Source organism: Paraburkholderia sp. PREW-6R, from assembly GCF_039621805.1.
Classification (GTDB): Bacteria; Pseudomonadota; Gammaproteobacteria; order Burkholderiales; family Burkholderiaceae; genus Paraburkholderia.
Genome location: NZ_CP155073.1, coordinates 827,958 through 846,701 on the forward strand (window position 1 = coordinate 827,958; position 18,744 = coordinate 846,701).

The 18,744-nt window shown below is 64.3% G+C and carries 14 protein-coding genes and 1 tRNA gene; 10 read left to right on the forward strand and 5 right to left on the reverse strand.

The window, feature by feature from the left end; translation table 11 throughout:
* Nucleotides 1–331 precede the first annotated feature (331 nt).
* Entirely contained in the window at nt 332–2,641 is a 2,310-nt protein-coding gene (locus AAGS40_RS03615) for a DNA translocase FtsK 4TM domain-containing protein (RefSeq protein ID WP_345813220.1), read from the forward strand.
* Between the two features lie 209 nt (nt 2,642–2,850).
* Nucleotides 2,851–3,591 carry an outer membrane lipoprotein chaperone LolA gene (lolA, locus tag AAGS40_RS03620; protein WP_345813222.1) on the forward strand — a complete coding sequence of 247 codons (741 nt, stop codon included), beginning with the start codon at nt 2,851–2,853 and terminating at the stop codon, nt 3,589–3,591.
* Nucleotides 3,592–3,809: 218 nt separating this feature from the next.
* On the opposite strand, the gene AAGS40_RS03625 is transcribed toward lolA, so the two are convergent.
* Entirely contained in the window at nt 3,810–4,730 is a 921-nt protein-coding gene (locus tag AAGS40_RS03625; protein WP_345813223.1) for a LysR family transcriptional regulator, read from the reverse strand.
* A gap of 170 nt (nt 4,731–4,900) precedes the next feature.
* On the opposite strand from AAGS40_RS03625, the gene speB reads away from it, so the two are divergent.
* Nucleotides 4,901–5,887, forward strand: coding sequence for an agmatinase (gene speB, locus AAGS40_RS03630; RefSeq protein WP_345813225.1), 987 nt, complete (start codon nt 4,901–4,903; stop codon nt 5,885–5,887).
* Between the two features lie 115 nt (nt 5,888–6,002).
* Here the strand turns inward: speB and cytX are convergent, their stop codons facing one another.
* Nucleotides 6,003–7,319 (reverse strand): putative hydroxymethylpyrimidine transporter CytX, encoded by a 1,317-nt coding sequence (gene cytX / locus AAGS40_RS03635; protein WP_345813226.1) that lies wholly within the window; start codon nt 7,317–7,319, stop codon nt 6,003–6,005.
* Between the two features lie 235 nt (nt 7,320–7,554).
* Here cytX and AAGS40_RS03640 point away from each other — a divergent pair, with 235 nt between their 5' ends.
* The 7 genes from AAGS40_RS03640 (at nt 7,555) to AAGS40_RS03670 (ending at nt 14,743) form a co-directional block, all read left to right on the forward strand.
* On the forward strand, nt 7,555–8,868 hold the full coding sequence (locus AAGS40_RS03640) for a replication-associated recombination protein A (protein WP_345813227.1): 1,314 nt from the start codon (nt 7,555–7,557) through the stop codon (nt 8,866–8,868).
* 99 nt (nt 8,869–8,967) lie between these two features.
* On the forward strand, nt 8,968–10,263 hold the full coding sequence (serS, locus tag AAGS40_RS03645) for a serine--tRNA ligase (protein WP_345813228.1): 1,296 nt from the start codon (nt 8,968–8,970) through the stop codon (nt 10,261–10,263).
* A 181-nt stretch (nt 10,264–10,444) separates the two neighbouring features.
* A tRNA-Ser gene (locus AAGS40_RS03650) sits at nt 10,445–10,534 on the forward strand.
* Between the two features lie 243 nt (nt 10,535–10,777).
* Nucleotides 10,778–12,079, forward strand: coding sequence for an FAD-dependent oxidoreductase (locus tag AAGS40_RS03655; RefSeq protein ID WP_345813229.1), 1,302 nt, complete (start codon nt 10,778–10,780; stop codon nt 12,077–12,079).
* Nucleotides 12,076–13,005 carry a DUF1365 domain-containing protein gene (locus AAGS40_RS03660; RefSeq protein ID WP_345813231.1) on the forward strand — a complete coding sequence of 310 codons (930 nt, stop codon included), beginning with the start codon at nt 12,076–12,078 and terminating at the stop codon, nt 13,003–13,005. Before AAGS40_RS03655 ends, AAGS40_RS03660 begins: the two co-directional genes overlap by 4 nt.
* Before the next feature lie 12 nt (nt 13,006–13,017).
* Nucleotides 13,018–14,229 (forward strand): cyclopropane-fatty-acyl-phospholipid synthase family protein, encoded by a 1,212-nt coding sequence (locus AAGS40_RS03665; protein ID WP_345813233.1) that lies wholly within the window; start codon nt 13,018–13,020, stop codon nt 14,227–14,229.
* 1 nt (nt 14,230) lies between these two features.
* Nucleotides 14,231–14,743 (forward strand): chalcone isomerase family protein, encoded by a 513-nt coding sequence (locus AAGS40_RS03670; protein ID WP_345813236.1) that lies wholly within the window; start codon nt 14,231–14,233, stop codon nt 14,741–14,743.
* A gap of 31 nt (nt 14,744–14,774) precedes the next feature.
* Here the strand turns inward: AAGS40_RS03670 and AAGS40_RS03675 are convergent, their stop codons facing one another.
* From AAGS40_RS03675 to AAGS40_RS03685, 3 genes are all read right to left on the reverse strand, one after another.
* Nucleotides 14,775–15,827 carry an alpha/beta hydrolase gene (locus AAGS40_RS03675; RefSeq protein ID WP_345813238.1) on the reverse strand — a complete coding sequence of 351 codons (1,053 nt, stop codon included), beginning with the start codon at nt 15,825–15,827 and terminating at the stop codon, nt 14,775–14,777.
* 109 nt (nt 15,828–15,936) lie between these two features.
* Nucleotides 15,937–17,241 (reverse strand): Nramp family divalent metal transporter, encoded by a 1,305-nt coding sequence (locus tag AAGS40_RS03680; protein WP_345813239.1) that lies wholly within the window; start codon nt 17,239–17,241, stop codon nt 15,937–15,939.
* Between the two features lie 142 nt (nt 17,242–17,383).
* Complete coding sequence (locus AAGS40_RS03685; RefSeq protein WP_345813240.1) at nt 17,384–18,361, reverse strand: ferritin-like domain-containing protein; 978 nt, start codon at nt 18,359–18,361, stop codon at nt 17,384–17,386.
* Nucleotides 18,362–18,744: the final 383 nt, after the last annotated feature.

Below are 18,744 nucleotides of genomic sequence, written 5' to 3' on the forward strand. Positions count from 1 at the left end.
ACTTGGGGTGAAACTGTAGATGGGTATCAGCCGAGCATTATAAAGGGCGGGGCGAAGGCCCGCTCCATGAAGCTTTCCGATCGTGCCGATAGCGTCGGCTCGCGGCCGGAATACTGCCCGTTCGTCGCGCATGTGTGGCGATCCTGTCGCGGATAGTCGGCCAGTCGGCCAAGTTACCGTCATTTACAGCCTCGCGCGAGGCAGTGCGTTTACAATAGGCCGGATCGAAGATTCCGGTCGCCCGAATCGGGCCGAAGCCGCGCCGGGCGAGGCTCGGACCCCGCTTGAGCCCCGGCACAGGCCAAAGATGGCCCTACACGCAACAGGATCAATGGCAAAAGCTCCTTATTCCGCGAGCGCGCAGGCATTGCCGCACCGCATGTCGCGCCTTTTCACCGAAATCCGCTGGATATTGCAGGTGGCGCTCGGCGTCTTTCTGCTCATGGCGCTCGTCAGTTACAACAGGCGCGATCCGAGCTGGACGCACGCCGCGCAGGTCGATCACATCGGCAACTGGGCGGGCCGCGTCGGCGCGTGGACGTCGGACATTCTGCTGCTGCTGTTCGGGCTGTCCGCCTACTGGTGGATCGTGCTGCTCGGCCGCCATATCTCCGCTAACTACAAGCGCATCACCCGCAGCGAGGAACCGGAAGAAGACACGCCGCGCCACAGCGGCTGGCTGACCGACGCCTTTGCGTTCATGCTCGTGCTGCTCGCGTGCGACGGCATCGAGGCGCTGCGCATGTGGTCGCTGAAGGTGCAGCTGCCGCGCGCGCCGGGCGGTGTGATCGGCGAGGCGGTGGCGCGCGGCGTGTCGCACGCGCTCGGCTTCACGGGCGGCACGCTCGCGCTGCTGATCGTGCTCGGCATTGGTTTGTCGCTGTACTTCCGGTTTTCGTGGCTGTCCGTGTCGGAAAAGGTTGGCGAGTCGATCATTTCGGGCGTCACGCTCGCAAAGCTGCGCCGCGAGGCCGGCCGCGACCGCAAGCTCGGGGAAGCGGCGGCCGTGAAGCGCGAGGGCAAGGTCGAGAAGGGCCGCGTGCGGATCGAGGAGCACGAACCCGTGGTAATCGTGCCGCCGGTCGTCACCCCGGCCAAGTCGGAGCGCGTCGAAAAGGAACGGCAGGTGCCGCTCTTCAAGGATCTGCCGGGCGACTCCACGTTGCCGCCCATCTCGCTGCTCGACCCCGCGCCCGCCGCGCAGGAAACGATTTCCGCCGATACGCTCGAATTCACGTCGCGGCTGATCGAGAAGAAGCTGAAGGATTTCGGCGTCGAAGTGAGCGTGGTGGCGGCCTATCCGGGTCCGGTCGTCACGCGTTACGAAATCGAGCCGGCCACCGGCGTGAAGGGCAGTCAGATCGTCAACCTCGCAAAAGATCTGGCGCGTTCGCTCTCGCTTGTGTCGATCCGTGTGGTCGAAACGATTCCGGGCAAGAATTTCATGGCGCTCGAATTGCCGAATCAGCGCCGCCAGACCGTGAGCCTCTCCGAGATTCTCGGCTCGGCCGTGTATGCGGATGCCGCGTCGCCGCTCACCATGGGGCTCGGCAAGGACATCGGCGGCAAGCCGGTCTGTGCCGATCTCGCGAAAATGCCTCACCTGCTCGTGGCGGGCACCACGGGTTCGGGCAAGTCGGTGGGGATCAACGCGATGATCCTGTCGCTGCTCTACAAGGCAAGCGCCGACCAGGTCCGCATGATCCTGATCGACCCGAAGATGCTCGAAATGAGCGTCTACGAAGGCATCCCGCACCTGCTTTGTCCGGTGGTCACGGACATGCGCCAGGCCGGTCACGCGCTGAACTGGGCGGTGGCCGAAATGGAGCGCCGCTACAAGCTGATGAGCAAGCTCGGCGTGCGCAATCTGGCCGGCTACAACAACAAGATCGACGAGGCCGCGAGGCGTGAAGAAAAGCTGCCGAATCCGTTCAGCCTCACGCCGGACGATCCGGAACCGCTCGCACGCCTGCCGAACATCGTCGTCGTGATCGACGAGCTGGCCGACCTGATGATGGTGGTCGGCAAGAAAGTCGAAGAGCTGATCGCACGGATTGCGCAGAAGGCGCGCGCGGCCGGCATTCACCTGATTCTGGCCACGCAGCGTCCGTCGGTGGACGTGATCACCGGCCTGATCAAGGCCAACGTGCCGACGCGTATGGCGTTCCAGGTGTCGTCGAAAATCGACTCGCGCACGATTCTCGACCAGCAGGGCGCGGAATCGCTGCTCGGCATGGGCGATATGCTGTATCTGCCGCCTGGCAGCGGGCTGCCGGTGCGCGTGCACGGCGCATTCGTGTCCGACGAGGAAGTGCATCGCGTCGTCGACAAGCTCAAGGAACAGGGCGAGCCCAACTATATCGAGGGCATTCTCGAAGGCGGCGTGACGGGCGAGGGCGACGAAGGCTCGGCAGGCGCCGGTGGATCGGGCGACGGCGAAGCGGATCCGTTATACGACCAGGCGGTGGACGTCGTGCTGAAGAACCGTCGCGCGTCGATCTCGCTGGTGCAACGGCACTTGCGCATCGGCTATAACCGCGCGGCCCGGCTGCTCGAACAGATGGAAAACTCGGGCGTGGTATCGGCGATGTCATCGAATGGCAATCGCGAGATTCTCGCGCCGGCGCGGGAAACCGAATAACGCAGGCGCCGCCGCGGTATCCGCCCCGTCGGCCCAGCCACCCCTAAGTCCCGTTTAAGGCTTGCCGCTTAACGTGTGTCTGCATGGGCGGCCGCGCCGGTTTTTTCTTTCGAGTGCCGGCGCAGGCCTCGCTTCACGTAGCGGGCCGCTTCATCGGTTACGAGCGCCATCGAAGCCGCTCAACGAATTCATACAAGGGAGAAAACCATATGCAGCGATTCGCGCAACAGCACGTTCATCGGAGTGCTCAATCCAGCCGGTTCAAGCAGCTTGCGCGAAGTATCGCGCGCGGTGTCGGCACCGTCGCGATCGGCGCGACGATGCTCGTCGCCTCGCAGGCGTTCGCAAGCGGCACGGAGCAACTGAAGGCGTTCGTCGCGCAAGTGCATTCGGCGCGCGGCACGTTTGTTCAGCAGGAAGTACGTGCGCCGAAACCGCAGGGTGCAAGCGGCGCGAGCGGTGTACTGTCGACGAGCGGCGCGGGGAAAACGGGCACGTCAAGCGGCACGTTTACCTTCGCGCGTCCCGGCAAATTCATCTGGGCATACGAGAAGCCTTATGCGCAATTGCTGCAGGCCGACGGCGACAAGCTCTATGTGTATGACAAGGACCTGAACCAGGTGACGGTGCGCAGCCTCGGCGGCGCACTTGGCGCAAGCCCGGCCGCGATCCTGTTCGGCAGCAACGATCTGGACAAGAACTTCACGCTGCGCGATGCCGGCGTGAAGGCAGGGATCGACTGGCTCGAACTGACGCCGAAAGCAAAAGATACGCAATTCCAGCGTGTGGGCATCGGCTTCAAGGACGGCAATCTGGAAGCCATGGAGTTGCACGATGTATTCGGCAATGTCACGCTGCTGACCTTCTCGAACATCCAGAAGAATCCGCCGCTGCCGGCGGACGCGTTCAGGTTCACGGTGCCCAAAGGCGCAGACGTGATCAACGGCTGAACGTTGAAGCGGCCGGGCGGCCGAACTGAATGATGGCTAAAGGCCGCGCCAGCTGGAAGGCGCGGCCTTTTTTGTGTTGCGTGCGTTTTTTGTCACCGCTTCGACTCGCACGCGGTGGTGCGCGTCTGCTCGCGGCGACGGTCGCGTTACTCGTCCGTTTTTTGTCACCGCTTCGACTCGCACGCGGTGGTGCGCGTCTGCTCGCGGCGACGGTCGCGTTACTCGTCCATTTCGAGCCCTTGAGCCGGGTGCGCGGCTTTCATGTCGTCGATAAAAGCTTCGACGATATCCGTCCGATGCTGCCGCGCCCGCGTGACCATGTGGAACGCCACGCGATAGCGCATCTGCGCCGGATTCAACGCGGCAAGCAAGCCCTGTTTGACGAACGGCGCCGCGAAGTGCCCCGGCAGATAGCCAAGGTGATGTCCCGACAGCACGAGCATCGCGACCGCTTCCATGTTGTCCGCGACGGCCGTGACGTTCTGCGGCGTGGTCGAACTCTCCGCCTCGGGTAGCGGATAGCTGCGCCACGCCCACTCGTACGCGGCGGCTTCGGCGGGCGCGACGTTGCCGGCCGACGCAAATAGCGGATGCCCTTTCGCGCAATATGCCAACTGGTCCTCGGCAAACACCTCCGTGTATTCGAGCGACGGCACGCGATGCCAGAAGTAGCCAATGCCGATCTGAATCCGGCCGTTGAGCAGCAACTCCTCCAGTTCGCCCGGCGAGCGAACCAGAATGGAAAATCGCACCGATTGGTCGCGCCCGCGGAAGCGGCCGATCGCTTCGCTGATGCGCGCGCTGGCCGACACCGGCGTATGGCCGATCATCCCGATATCGAGCGTGCCGACCAGCTTGCGGCCGACGTTGCGCGCCTGCATGCCGAACGTATCGACGGCGGCGAGCAAGGCGCGCGCTGCGTCGATGAACTGTTCGCCTCGCGCCGTCAGGCTGAAACCGCCGCGCCCGCGTTCGCACAGCCGGTAGCCGAGGCGCGTTTCCAGCGTGGCGAGTTGCGTGCTGATGGTCGACTGGCCGACGTTCAGCGTCGCCTGGGCCGGCGAGACGCCGCCGGCGTCCACGATGGCCAGAAATACGCGGATCAGCCGCAGGTCGAGGTCGGTCAGTTGGGAGAACATGCGTCAGGATACATCGTCGTGGATCAATGTGAAGGTTCTGCGGTTCGTATTTTAACTTCCCCGAAACTGCTCAAGAATCGTGATTCGCCCGGCGGAGTGCGTGACTCTCATTGATTCCTCGGCCGGTTGCAGACATTGGGGCGAACGCCCTTTTCCATTGCCGAGACACGATGAATTCTTCCTTTATTTCTCCTGACGCCGGCGAACGGCCGCAGCCGCTGTCGGGCAACGCAATGCCTCGCTGCGGCGGCATTGCAACGATGATGCGTCTGCCGAATGTCGGCTCGGCCGAGGGGCTCGACGCGTGTTTCGTCGGCGTGCCGTTCGACCTGGGCACGTCCAACCGCACCGGCGCGCGTTTCGGGCCGCGCCAGGTGCGCAGCGAATCCGTGCTGCTGCGTCCGTACAACATGGCGACGCGCGCCGCGCCATTCGACTCGCTGCGCGTCGCCGACATTGGCGATGTCGCGATCAATCCGTACAACCTGCCCGATTCCATCAGGCGGATCGAAACCGCCTATGACGACATCCTGCAGCACGGCTGCAAACCGGTGACGATCGGCGGCGATCACACGATCGCGCTGCCGATTTTGCGCGCGATTCACCGCAAGCATGGCAAGGTCGGCCTGATTCATGTGGATGCCCACGCCGACGTCAACGACACGATGATGGGCGAAAAAATCGCCCACGGCACGCCGTTTCGCCGCGCGGTGGAAGAGGGCCTGCTCGACTGCGATCGCGTGGTGCAGATCGGTTTGCGCGGCACGGGTTACGCGGCGGAAGACTTCGACTGGTGCCGCGATCAGGGCTTCGAAGTCGTGCAGGCCGAGGCGTGCTGGAACCAGTCGCTCGTACCGCTGATGGCGCGCGTGCGTGAACGCATGGGCGATGGGCCGGTGTACATCACGTTCGATATCGACGGTATCGATCCGGCTTTCGCACCGGGAACCGGCACGCCGGAAATCGCCGGTCTGACGGTGCCGCAGGCACTGGAAATCATTCGCGGCACGCGCGGACTGAACATCGTTGGCTGCGATCTGGTCGAAGTGGCCCCGCCGTACGACCCGTTCGGCACAACCGCGCTGCTGGGCGCGAATCTCGCGTTCGAATTGCTGTGCGTGCTGCCTGGTGTCGAGTATCGCGCTGCGGGGCGTTGAGGGCTTGGGGAGTTGGATGAGCGTCGGGAGCAGCAAGCGCTTCAATAGAAAAAGGCCCGCGTGTTATGCAGGCCTTCCGCTCTTTTCGGCGCTCCCGGCGAGCGGCCGCGCAAGCTCATGCGTACGCAGTTTTGCGAGCCGACACGAACGCCAGGTAGCACACCGCGCCGATCGCCAGCGCGGGCAGCGTGGCGCCGAGATTGGGCAGCCACTGGTTGATCACCTGATACGCCACGATACCGATCGCCCATGCGGCGAACGCGCTCAGATGCCACCCGCCCGAATAGCCATAGCGGCCACGCAGGTCGGCGAGCAAGTTCGCCGCGATGCGCCGCTTGCGCACGATGAAGTGGTCCACGAGCACCACGCCGAAAAGCGGAGCAAACACGGAGCCGATCAGCAGCAGGAAGTTCTGATACTTCGCCATTGGCACGACAAGCGCGATCAGCGTGCACAACGCGCCGAATCCGGCTGACAGCATCGGCACGCTGCCGCGTGTCCAGAACGTGCCGGTCGAAACCGCGGCCGAGTGAATATCGGCGAACGCATTGTCGATCTCGTCGATCAGGATTAGCAGCAACGCGAAGCCGCCGCCTGCCTGAGCGAGTGCGCCGGTCAGCAGTGCGTCGCCGCCGCCTGCCGCGAGGCCGTAGACCGCGCCGAGCGCGTAGAACCAGATGTTCGCAATGCCGTAGCCCAGCAGCGTGCCCCGGAACGTTTCGCCAGGGCGCCTCGCAAAGCGGGTGTAATCAGCGATGAGCGGCAACCAGGAGAGCGGCATGGCCACCACCAGATCGATTGCGCCGCCAAACGACATGTCGCCCGTGCCCGGACGCCGCATCAACGCGCCGAGATCGTGCTTCGCCAGCAGATTCCACGTGAGCCACGCGGCGCCCGCGAGCAGCAGCCAGATGCCCCACGTGCGCAGAAAGCGCCGCACGAACGAAAGCGGCCCGCTGATCGCGAGCAGGGTGGCGAGCAGGCCGAAAATCACCGTCCAGACGAGCGGCATAGCGAGGCCGAACGCCTGTTTCGCGAGCGCGTCGGCGGAATCGCGCATGACGATCACCTCGAACGAACCCCAGCCGACCAGTTGGACCGCGTTCAGCACGGCAGGCACCGACGCACCGCGCACCCCGAGCGTCGGCCGCAACGAGGACATGGCGGCGAGCCCGGTGTCGGTGCCGACCACGCCGGCCAGCGCGAGCAGCACTACGCCGATCACGCTGCCGATCGCGATGGCGAGCAGCGCGTGGGGCAGCGACAGGCCGGGAACCAGCAGCGCACCCGCCTGCGCGACCAGCAGGCCGATGCCGAGCGAGAACCAGAGCGCAAACGCGTCGCCGGTACGGAACGCGCGGCGCGCGTCGGGCACCGGTGTGAGCGGCGCGTAAGTGGAACCGGCGTTGCCGGCGATTGGATCTTGTGCCATCTGGTCTTGTCCCTGTGCTGGTCGCAGTCGTGAGTGCCTGCGATGTTATGCGAATTTTTCCGGCTAGCCAGCCTCGCGCGCCGACGTTGGCCGATCGGCCAGGGCGTGTTCGGACGCCGCGGCTGTCATAATGCAGGACGTTGCCCGCGCTTTGACGCACCGGCGCGGCTCACCGGCATCACGCCGCCTGACTACGGACCGCGTCCGGAAAAGCCGAGATTATCCCCAAAACGTCATGTTCGAAGAAACCCGTGCCAATGTCCCGCTCGCCGAACGCCTGCGGCCACGCAATATCGACGAAGTGATCGGCCAGAAGCACCTGCTCGGTCCGAACAAGCCGCTGCGTGTCGCATTCGAATCCGGCGAAGCGCATTCGATGATCCTGTGGGGGCCGCCCGGCGTCGGCAAGACCACGCTCGCACGGCTCATGGCGGACGCGTTTCATGCGGAGTTCATCGCGCTGTCGGCGGTTCTCTCGGGCGTGAAGGATATTCGCGAGGCGGTCGAGACCGCGCAGATTCATCGCGCGAACGGGCATCAGACGCTCGTGTTCGTCGACGAAGTGCATCGCTTCAACAAGAGTCAGCAGGACGCATTTTTGCCGCATGTCGAGTCGGGCCTGTTTGTGTTCGTGGGCGCGACGACCGAAAACCCGTCGTTCGAGGTGAACAGCGCGTTGCTCTCGCGAGCCGCCGTCTATGTGCTCAAGAGCCTCACCGACGAGGAGCAGCGCGAATTGCTCTTGCGCGCGCAACGGGAACTCGGCGGTCTCACCTTTACGGACGAAGCACGCGACGCGCTGATCGGTTCCGCCGACGGCGATGGCCGCAAGCTGCTGAACAATCTGGAGATCGTCGCGCGCGCGGCGTCCCAGCAGAAAACCACGGAGATCGACGGCCCGCTGCTCGGCAGCGCGCTCGCCGAAAATCTGCGCCGTTTCGACAAGGGCGGCGACGCGTTCTACGACCAGATCAGCGCGCTGCACAAGTCCGTGCGCGGCAGCAGTCCGGACGGCGCGCTGTACTGGTTCTGCCGCATGCTCGACGGCGGCGCGGACCCGCGTTATCTCGCGCGGCGCATTGTGCGAATGGCGTGGGAGGATATCGGACTCGCCGACCCGCGCGCGGCGCGCATTGCGCTCGACGCCGCCGAGACCTACGAGCGGCTCGGCACGCCCGAGGGCGAACTGGCGCTTGCGCAAGCAATCATTTACCTCGCCGTCGCGCCGAAGTCGAATGCCGGCTACAACGCGTATAACGAGGCACGGCGCTTTGTCGGCAAGGATCAGTCGCGCGGGGTGCCGGTGCATCTGCGTAATGCGCCGACCAGGCTCATGAAAGAGCTGGGCTATGGTCACGAATACCGCTACGCGCACGACGAGCCCGACGCTTACGCGGCCGGTGAAACCTATCTGCCGGAGAACATGCGCGACCCGCACTGGTACGAGCCGACGCCGCGCGGGCTGGAAGGCAAGATTGGCGACAAGATGGCCCGGCTTGCCGAACTGGATGCGCAGTGGCGCGCCGAGAACAAGCCGAAGAAGGGTTGAGATTAAGACGAAGAACGGCTGAGATTAAGACTGAGCACCGGCCACGCGCGCCGCTGAGCTAAAATCCCGGATTCACCTAACGAACATCCGCCCCATCCCATGCTCGACATCCAGTTGCTGCGCAAAGACCTCGACGGCGTCGCCCAACGCCTCGCCGACCGCGGCTATACCCTCGACGTGGCGGCGTTCACCGCGCTCGAAGCGGAACGCCGCGACACCCAGACCCGTACCGAAGAGATGCAGGCGCGCCGCAATAGCCTGTCGAAACAGATCGGCGCGATGAAAGGCAGGGGCGAGGACACGTCGGCGGTCATGGCCGAAGTGGGCGGAATCGGCGACGAGATGAAGGCGTCGGCGGCAAAGCTGGATGACATTCAGAAGCGTCTGTCGGACCTGCTGCTCGGCGTGCCGAATCTGCCGCACGAAAGCGTGCCCGTCGGCAAGGACGAAACGGAGAACGTGGAAGTGCGCCGCTGGGGCACGCCGCGTAAGTTCGATTTCGAGGTGAAGGACCACGTCGACGTGGGCGCGCCGCTCGGCCTCGATTTCGAGACCGGCGCGAAACTGTCCGGCGCACGCTTCACGATGCTGCGCGGACAGATCGCCCGGCTGCACCGCGCGCTCGCGCAGTTCATGATCGACACGCATACGCAGCACCACGGCTATACGGAGGTCTACACGCCGTACATCGTGAATCCGGAGATTCTGTACGGCACGGGCCAGCTGCCCAAGTTCGCCGACGACATGTTCCGCGTCGAGAAAGGCGGTGAAGAGAACACGGTCACGCAGTATCTGATCTCCACGTCGGAAATTTCGCTGACGAACACCGTGCGCGAGAGCATCGTCGAAGCGGATGCGTTGCCGATCAAGCTGACCGCGCATTCGCCGTGCTTCCGTTCGGAAGCGGGCTCTTACGGACGCGATACGCGTGGCCTGATCCGTCAGCATCAGTTCGACAAGGTGGAGATGGTGCAGATCGTCGCGCCGGACAGCTCGTATGACGCGCTCGAAGAGATGGTCGGGCATGCGGAGACGATCTTGCAGAAGCTGGAGTTGCCGTATCGCGTCATTACGCTTTGTACCGGCGACATGGGCTTCTCGGCTGCGAAGACTTACGACCTCGAAGTGTGGGTGCCGGCTCAGAACACCTATCGCGAGATTTCCAGCTGCTCGAATACGGAGTCGTTCCAGGCTCGCCGGATGCAGGCGCGCTTTCGCAATGCGCAGGGCAAGCCGGAACTGCTGCACACGCTGAACGGTTCGGGTCTGGCGGTGGGCCGCACGCTTGTCGCCGTGCTGGAGAATTTTCAGAATGCCGATGGTTCTGTCACGGTGCCTGCGGCGTTACGTCCGTACCTGGGTGGCATCGAGCGTCTGGAAGTGCCGGCGGCCTGAGTGTTCGATCGATGCTGCGCTGACGCCGCAGTGCATGGCCAGGCGCCTGGGCGAACTTTTTGGGCGCGGGGGCTTGGCAAATTCAAATCAGCTGTTTTATAATCTTTTTCTCCCAAGCAACGACCCGCTTGAACTGGCGAAGCAGTCATCCCGCAATACAGACTGTGAGCTAGTAGACCCCGGAAAGGTGGCAGAGTGGTCGAATGCGCTGGACTCGAAATCCAGTGTACCTTTAGGGGTACCGTGAGTTCGAATCTCACCCTTTCCGCCAAATTAAAAAGCCCCCGCAGAGCGAAAGTTCTGCGGGGGCTTTGCTTTTGCATTCTGCTCTGTGGTTGCTTTATCGAGCTTACGCTGCGCTGGGTCCGCAGCGCCAGGCCGCGTTCGCTTCTAACGCCTTTATCCGCTGCATCCATTTTCCCCTCCGCCGCGTAAATCCACTCAAGGACGCGCAACCGCCATACCCATTACTTTCCGCGCGTCGCTCGATCCGTTCAGAACAGGAGATGCGCGCATGATCCAACCCGCACCGACTTCACCCCTGCCGCGCGGCTCGCGGGTTGCGGTCATCGGCGCCGGTATTTCGGGTCTGGCGAGCGCGTACCTGCTGGCGCGCAACCATCAGGTCACGCTGTTCGAATCGGCGGGATACGCGGGCGGGCACACCAACACCGTCGACGTCACGCTCGGCGGCAGCACGCATCCCGTCGATACCGGCTTCCTGGTGTTCAACGATCGCACGTACCCGAACCTGGTCGCACTCTTCGACGAGCTCGGTGTGCGCGCGCATCCAAGCGAAATGACCTTCTCTGTCTCGCTCGACGAAGGCCGTCTGGAATGGGCCGGCACGAGCCTGAACACCGTGTTCGCGCAGCGCCGCAATCTCTTTTCGCCGACTTTCATCGGGATGCTGCGCGACATCATGCGTTTCAATGGCAGCGCGCAACGCAACCTCGAAATCGCGACGCAAACGCGTGCGTCGATGGGCGAACTCCTCACCGCGGGCGGCTACGGCGGCGCGTTCCAACGTCACTATCTGCTGCCGATGGCGGCTGCCATCTGGTCGAGCGCGACGTCGGACATTCTTGCGTTTCCGGCCACGACCTTCCTGCGCTTCTGCCTGAATCACGCGCTCCTGCAGGTGAATCATCGGCCGCAATGGAAGACCGTGGTCGGCGGCGGGCGGGAGTATGTGAAACGCATTGTGGGAAAACTCGACGATGTTCGTATCGGCTCGGCCGTGCGCGCCGTGCGTCGTGACGAACAGGGTGTCGATGTGATGACCGACGACGGCACGCAGCGCTTCGATGCGATCGTGCTCGCAACGCACGCGCCCACTTCGCTGAGTCTGCTTGCCGACATCGATCCGGATGAGCGCAGCGTTCTGAGCGCCGTGCGCTACCAGCCGAACGTCGCCGTGTTGCATACGGATACGAAACTGCTGCCGCGTCGTCAGCGTGTGTGGTCTGCCTGGAACTATCTGGGCAGCCGCGGCATCGACGGCACGAATCCGGTGTGCGTCAGCTATCTCGTCAACCAGCTGCAGCCGTTGCCATTCCGGACGCCGCTCGTCGTCACGCTGAATCCGGTCACGCAGCCCGCTTCGGGCACCGAACTGCGCCGTTTCGTGTATGACCACCCGCTGTTCGATCTCGCCGCGATCGATGCGCAGCATCGCCTGCCGTCGCTGCAAGGAAAGCGCCGCACGTGGTTTGCGGGCGCGTGGACGGGCTACGGATTTCATGAAGACGGGCTGAAATCCGCGCTGCGTGTTGCCGCCGACTTCGACTCGTCGCCGGCGTGGGCGAAGCTATGAATCGCCGACATGTCGACCCAGGCGCCCGGTATATTCACGAGAGCACGGGCAAGGGCAAGCGCGCGGACACTCACGAGGCCGACGTCGAAAGCAGCAGCAGCGACACGCCGCCAGCATGGCTGCTGACCGGCAAGGTGATGCACGAACGCTTGCGCCCTACGCATCACCGGTTCATTTATCCGGTGTTCTATGTGCGCGTCGACCTGGACAGGCTGGCGTCGCTGCAAAGCCGTTGGTTCGGCGTCGACCGCTGGCGTCCGTTGAGCCTGCATCGACGCGACCACGGCCCGCGCGACGGCAGCGATCTCGCTGCCTGGATGCGCACGCAACTATCGGCAGCCGGCATCACGCAGGCAGACGGCAAGATCTGGCTGCAGGCGTTTCCACGCGTGTTCGGCTACGCGTTCAACCCGGTCAGCTTCTGGTTTTGCTACGACCGGAACGGCCGTTTGCGTGCGTTGCTCGCCGAGGTGCGCAACACGTTCGGTGATCGTCACAGCTATCTTCTGAGCGCGCCTGGCCACCAGCCGATCCTCCGCGACACCCCGCTCACGTGCAGAAAGGTGCTGCACGTTTCGCCGTTCTGCCGGGTGGAGGGTGACTATGCATTCGGCGTCGCGGAAGCGCCTGGCAGCACGACTGTCTCAATCGACTACCACGACGCCAACGGGCTGCTGATTCGCACCGCGCTTGGCGGCCGCCTCGCGCCGCTGACCCGCACGACGGCGCTCGCCGCGCTGATCCGCCAACCGCTTCTGACGGTCGGCGTGGTTGCTAGGATTCATTGGCAGGCGTTGCGGCTGGCCTGCAAGAAGACGCCGTTCTACGGCAAGCACCCCCCGCCGGAGCGTGGCGCCGACGCGTCCACCGCACCCCCCGCAGCCGGCCGGCCGACCACCGCTGCGCAGACCATTTCGCCGGATTGAGGAGATTCAGCCATGGCGCTTTCAAGAACCCTGAGCGGGCAACAGACCGCGCCCGCGTCAGGCCGTCTGTTTCTATCTTTGCTCGAACGGATTCGTATCGGCCATCTGGTGCTGATTACGCCAGACGGTCAACAGCGCGTGTTCGGTGACCCGCATGCTGCGCCCGGTGCGCGTCTGGAGTTGCGCGACTGGCGCGCGTGCGGCGCGATCCTGCGTAAGGGCGACATCGGTTTTGCGGATGCATGGCGCTCGTTCTGGGTCGATACGCCAGATCTGGCCGCGTTGCTGCGTGTCGCGATCCGCAACGAACGCGCGCTGCAACGCACGGTGTACGGCGGCTGGCTCGCGCAACTCTGGTATGGATTGCGCCACAAGCTGCGACCGAATACCCGCTCGGGCAGCCGCCGCAACATTCACGCGCACTACGACATCGGGAACGCGTTCTACTCGCAGTGGCTCGATCCGACATTCACCTATTCGAGCGCGGTGTTCGACGGCAACTTCGATCAGCCGCTCGAAGACGCCCAGCACGCGAAATACCAGCGCATTATCGATACGCTCGGTTTGCGCGCGGGGATGCGGGTGCTCGAAATCGGCTGCGGGTGGGGCGGTTTTGCGATGCATGCGGCGCGGCAGGGCATCCACGTGCATGGCGTGACGATCTCGCCGGCGCAACTCGAATTCGCGCGGACGCGCATCACGCACGCAGGTCTGGACGAGCGCGTGCAACTCGAATTGCGGGACTATCGCACGTTGACGGGTCAGTACGACGGCATCGTCTCGATCGAAATGTTCGAAGCGGTCGGCGAAAAATTCTGGCCGACGTATTTCCGCATTCTGCGCGAACGTCTGCTGCCGGGCGCGCGCGCTGTCGTGCAAACCATCACGATCGACGAGCCGCACTTCGCCGCGTATCGCGCGACAAGCGATTTCATCCGCGAGTTCATTTTCCCTGGCGGCATGCTGCCGAGCCCGGAGCGTTTCACCGCGGCGGCGCGGCAGGGCAAGCTGACGGCGCAGACGTCGCTCGCGTTCGGCCGCGACTATGCGGAGACCTTGCGCCGCTGGCGCAGCGCGTTCGAGTCGCAACTCGACACGATCCGCACGCAAGGCTTCGACGAAATTTTCGTGCGCACATGGCGTCTCTATCTGGCTTACTGCGAAGCGGGTTTCGACGAAGGCCGCACGGATGTCATGCAGTTCGTGCTCGCAGCGGCGCAATGACATGCGCGCGCTCGCGGTGGTCTTGCTCGCGTTGTGGAGCAGCGTCGCATGCGCCGACTGGCGCGACGACGTGCAGTCCGCGAAGCTGGTCGGCGAGGGCGAGTTCAGCGTGCTCGGCTTCCGGCTGTATCGCGCGCAGATGTGGAGCGAGCGCGTGCCGGTCGATTACGACGAGCGCTTCGCGCTGCATATCGTCTACACGCGCGGCATCGGGCGCGAGCGGCTGGCGGACACCGGCATCAGCGAAATCAAACGGCTGGCGGCAACGCCGATTCCCGCTGACACCCTCGAGCGCTGGCGCGCGGACATGCTACAGGCATTCACCGACGTCGGACCCGGCGATCAGCTGAGCGCGGTCTATCTGCCGGAGAAGGGCGTGCGGTTCTATGCAGGCGATCGCATGACCGGCGAATTCGACGACCCCGCTTTCGCGCGCGCGTTTTTCGGCATCTGGCTCGATCCGTCGACGCGCGCACCCAGGTTGCGCAAGCAACTACTCGGCATGGAGCCGTGACGCGCGGCGCACATTGCGCACATCGCGCACCTCAGTCGGTCTGACCGATCCCGCGTTGCTGCGCGCACCGGGTGTCTACGTGGTTCGCAGGGTTTGCCGCGTTCACCGCACAAGGCGCCATGTCGGCTGTTGCGCGACGGCGCATCTGATACACGTTGTCCGGCGCGCCGGCAGACGAGGACCGGGCCGGCAATGGCTGCCTGTCGCCATCACGCTTCAGTTGGTCATTGATAAATGCGCTGGTATCGTCGAGCACCGGCGCGAAGCCGCGCAGCGGCGCCGCCATTGCGCCGACCAGCAGCGCGTGTCCGACGTGCGGGTAGTGTTTCACCTTCACGCTGTCGCCGGCGGCACGCGCCTTCGCCGCGAGTCGGTCGGTATTGCCGGGGTCGACGGTGGTATCGCGCTGTCCCGCCGCAAGGAACATGGGCGGCTCGTCGCCTTCGACGAAATTGATCGGCTGACTCGCCGCCCGTACCGCGGGCGGGAAAATCTCTTCGAGCGTCGCGTCCTGCAGCGGCAGAAAATCGTACGGGCCGGCAAGTCCGATCACGCCGCTGATATCGCGCTTGCTCATCTGCTGGGCGGCCAGATAGCGGCCGTCGGTCGCGAGCAGCATCGCGATATGCGCGCCCGCCGAATGACCCATCAGGAAGATACGCGACGGATCGCCGCCGAACTCGGCCGCATGATCGCGTGCCCAACGCACGGCTGCTGCGGCGTCGTCGACAAAACCCGGAAACGCGGTGTCCGGCCATGTGCGGTAATCGGGCACCACGGTCACATAACCGCGCGACGCAAGCGCCGCGCCGACGAACAGATAGTTCGCACGCGAGCCGTTCTGCCAGCTGCCGCCGTAGAAGAACACCACGACAGGGTGACCGTGCGTGTCCGGCTGCGGCGCGCTCGCAGCGGTCGGCACGTACACGTCGAGCTTCTGCCGACTTGCGCGGCCGTACGCGAGACTGTCTTGTGCCTTGAAGGCCTTGTGCGACACGGCGGCGTTCAGCACGGTGGCGGCGCTGCAACCGCCGAGGGCGGCGAGCGCAAGCGCGGCGGTCAGTTTGAGCAGGCGTCGGGGCATGGGGCGGCTTTGTCCGGAAAAATTCGTTCGAACAATGTACGCGACGGCCCTCTGTCTGGATGCAGACGCCAGCCTCCAGTCCTAAGCTTCAACCCGCATGGAACGGTGGCTACGGTGAGAGCCCGGCGATCTGCAACAGCAGAATCAGATTCAGCGCGAGCACGGCGATGGTGCCGAACACTGCCGCGAACGTCGTGACGCGGCGGTTCCGGTAGCGGCCCATCAGATCGCCGCGCGACGTGAACCACACGAGCGCGATCATCGGCACCGGCAATGCGATGGAGAGCACGACCTGGCTTAGCACCAGCGCGCGCGTGGCATCCACGCCGCACGCGACGACCACGAAGGCCGGCACCATGGTGATCAGGCGACGCGCCCACACAGGCAGGTGAAAGCCGACGAATCCCTGCATGATAATCTGGCCGGCCATCGTGCCGACGACCGAACTCGACACGCCGGACGCGATCAGCGCAGCGAGGAACAGGCCCGCGGCCGCGCCGCCGAGCAGCGGCGTGAGCGTTCGCCAGGCGGTCTCGATCGTGGCGATTTCTGGATGCCCTGCATGAAACGCGCTCGACGCCATGATGACCATCGCCATATTGATGAGTCCGGCGACGCCGAGTGCGGCCACCACTTCGATATTCGAAAAGCGCAGCAATTGGGCGCGCTCGCGTTCGTCGCGCGGCTTCACACGATTCTGCGTGAGGCCCGAGTGCAAGAACAGCACATGCGGCATCACGGTCGCGCCGATTATGCCGACGGAGATCGTCAGCGCGTTGCTGTCGGGCATGCTGGGTATGAACGTATGCCTGACGACCGACGGCCAGTGCACAGGCGCGATCAGCAGCTCGGCGAGATACGACAGACCGATCACGCCGACAAGTGCCGCAATCGCCAGTTCGAGCGGCCTGAAGCCGCGCTTTTCGAATTGCAGCAGACCGTACGTGACGGCTGCGGTGATGACCATGCTCGGCATCATCGGTAGATGCGTGAGCAACGATACGCCGATTGCGCCGCCGACGAATTCCGCGAGGTCCGTTGCCATCGCTGCAATCTCGCTGATGCCCCACATCGCGATCACACAGCGGCGCGGTAACGCGAAGCGGCACAGTTCGGCCAGATTGCGGCCGGTCACGAGCCCCAGTTTCGCCGATAGCGACTGGAACAGCATCGCCACGACATTCGCCACGGCCACCACCCACAGCAGCGTGTAGCCGTAACCCGCGCCCGCCTGAATGTTGGTCGCGAAGTTGCCGGGGTCCATATAGGCGATCGACGCGACCACCGCCGGTCCGATGAACGGCAACCAGGCACGCACTCCGCGCCGCCGGCCCGCCAGCGTCTCGCGGATGTCGAAGCAGGTCTGCTCGGTCAGGGTCGACGGCGCGGCGCTCGGGATGGTCGCTTCGTTCATGGCTCCTCCTGTACGTCGTCAAACGGTCGGGACAATCCACGCGGTTGCGCGGCGCCGGCCAACGGGGTGAGCGCGATCGTCATCGCGGTCATCCGTTGCCGGTCCGCTCAGGTTCAGCAATTTGCGTGCTTCCTCGCCGGGTTCAGGCGCTCATATTGAGTGTGCCATTCACGCCGTTCGGGAAGAAGCCGCCTTTGGTCGCCGCTGAACTCGTCAGATAGACGATGTTGAGGACGTTCCCATAGCCGCGGCTGAAGGCGAGCCCATTGCTGTCGAGCGGCACGATATTCGACGTGCCCGCCGTCGCGCCGGTGATGCCCTGATCGTCATGGCCGTTGTTATCGAGGCTGTCGCGCGCGGCAGAAATCGCGTTGGCGGCGGTCACGAGACTCGTCATGTCGATGCCTTTCGAGTACAGCACCGTGCGCACGAGGCCCGCGTGGTAAGCCTCGGCCGCAAGAATGCCGGCGGCGGCTTCCAGAAAGGTCTTGTTCGTGATGAGCGGCGAAGCGCCCTTATAAGCCGTTACGCCGACGTCCTCGAAGATGAACGCACCGAGCAGAAAGCTGTTGTCGTCCGCGTACGGATTGAAGGCCGCGCCCGCGCCCACGAGTCCTGCCGCGCGTGCTGCGTTCGAGAATGCGCCGTTCGGATTGGTGCCGCCAATGTCGATTGCGGGCATCGCCACGGCCGACGAACCCAACGCGCTACGCAGGAATGCTACGTGTTCGCGCTCGTCGTTGGCGATCTCGTTTGCGTAGGCTTTGACGACCGGATCCTGGAAAGGGACCTGCGTGCCCGGAATCACCGCGCCTTGCGTGCCGACGCCGGCTGTCATGCTGGCCGGCAGGCCTGCGCCCGTCGTCGCATACGTATAGAACTGCGATTCGAGATACTCGAGATTCAACGCGAAGTTCAGGATTTCCGCGTCGGTGGGTGCGCTCGCGGCTGACACGCTTGAGCCGGAACCGCCGCCGCATGCGCTAATCAGCGTGCCGCCGACCAGACCCAGGCCCAGGCCGCCGGCGTTGCGGAAAAATTGCCTGCGCTGCAGGCGGCGTTCCGTGCGACGGTCGAATGCATCGATAAGTTGTGCAGATTGATTGCTGGATTCCGACATGGCGATGCTCCTCAAATGGTTCGCTGCCAATGCCGCGGACTTGCGACGCACATGCGCGCACTTACTGCTGCTCACGCTTGCAGGACGCAAATCGCGGACGCAAAGAGGCCTCCGTTCTTCTGAGAAGAACTAAATGTCCGGCACGGAAGAAGCGAGTCCTCAAGCGCCTTTACGGAGCAAATCGGCCGCTAGATGCAAACCTCACAAAACATTTCTGTGTGCGTTTGCAGCATGCGGGAGTTGCGCCTGTGTCGGGTCGGTCGTCGTTCCGGTCGCGTTCCGGTCGCCTTCCGGTCGCGTTCCGGTCGTTATGACCACCATGCGTCATGACGCGGGCCGTTCCGGCATGCGTAGCCCGTTTCGCGGAGGCCGGGCGGCGTTCC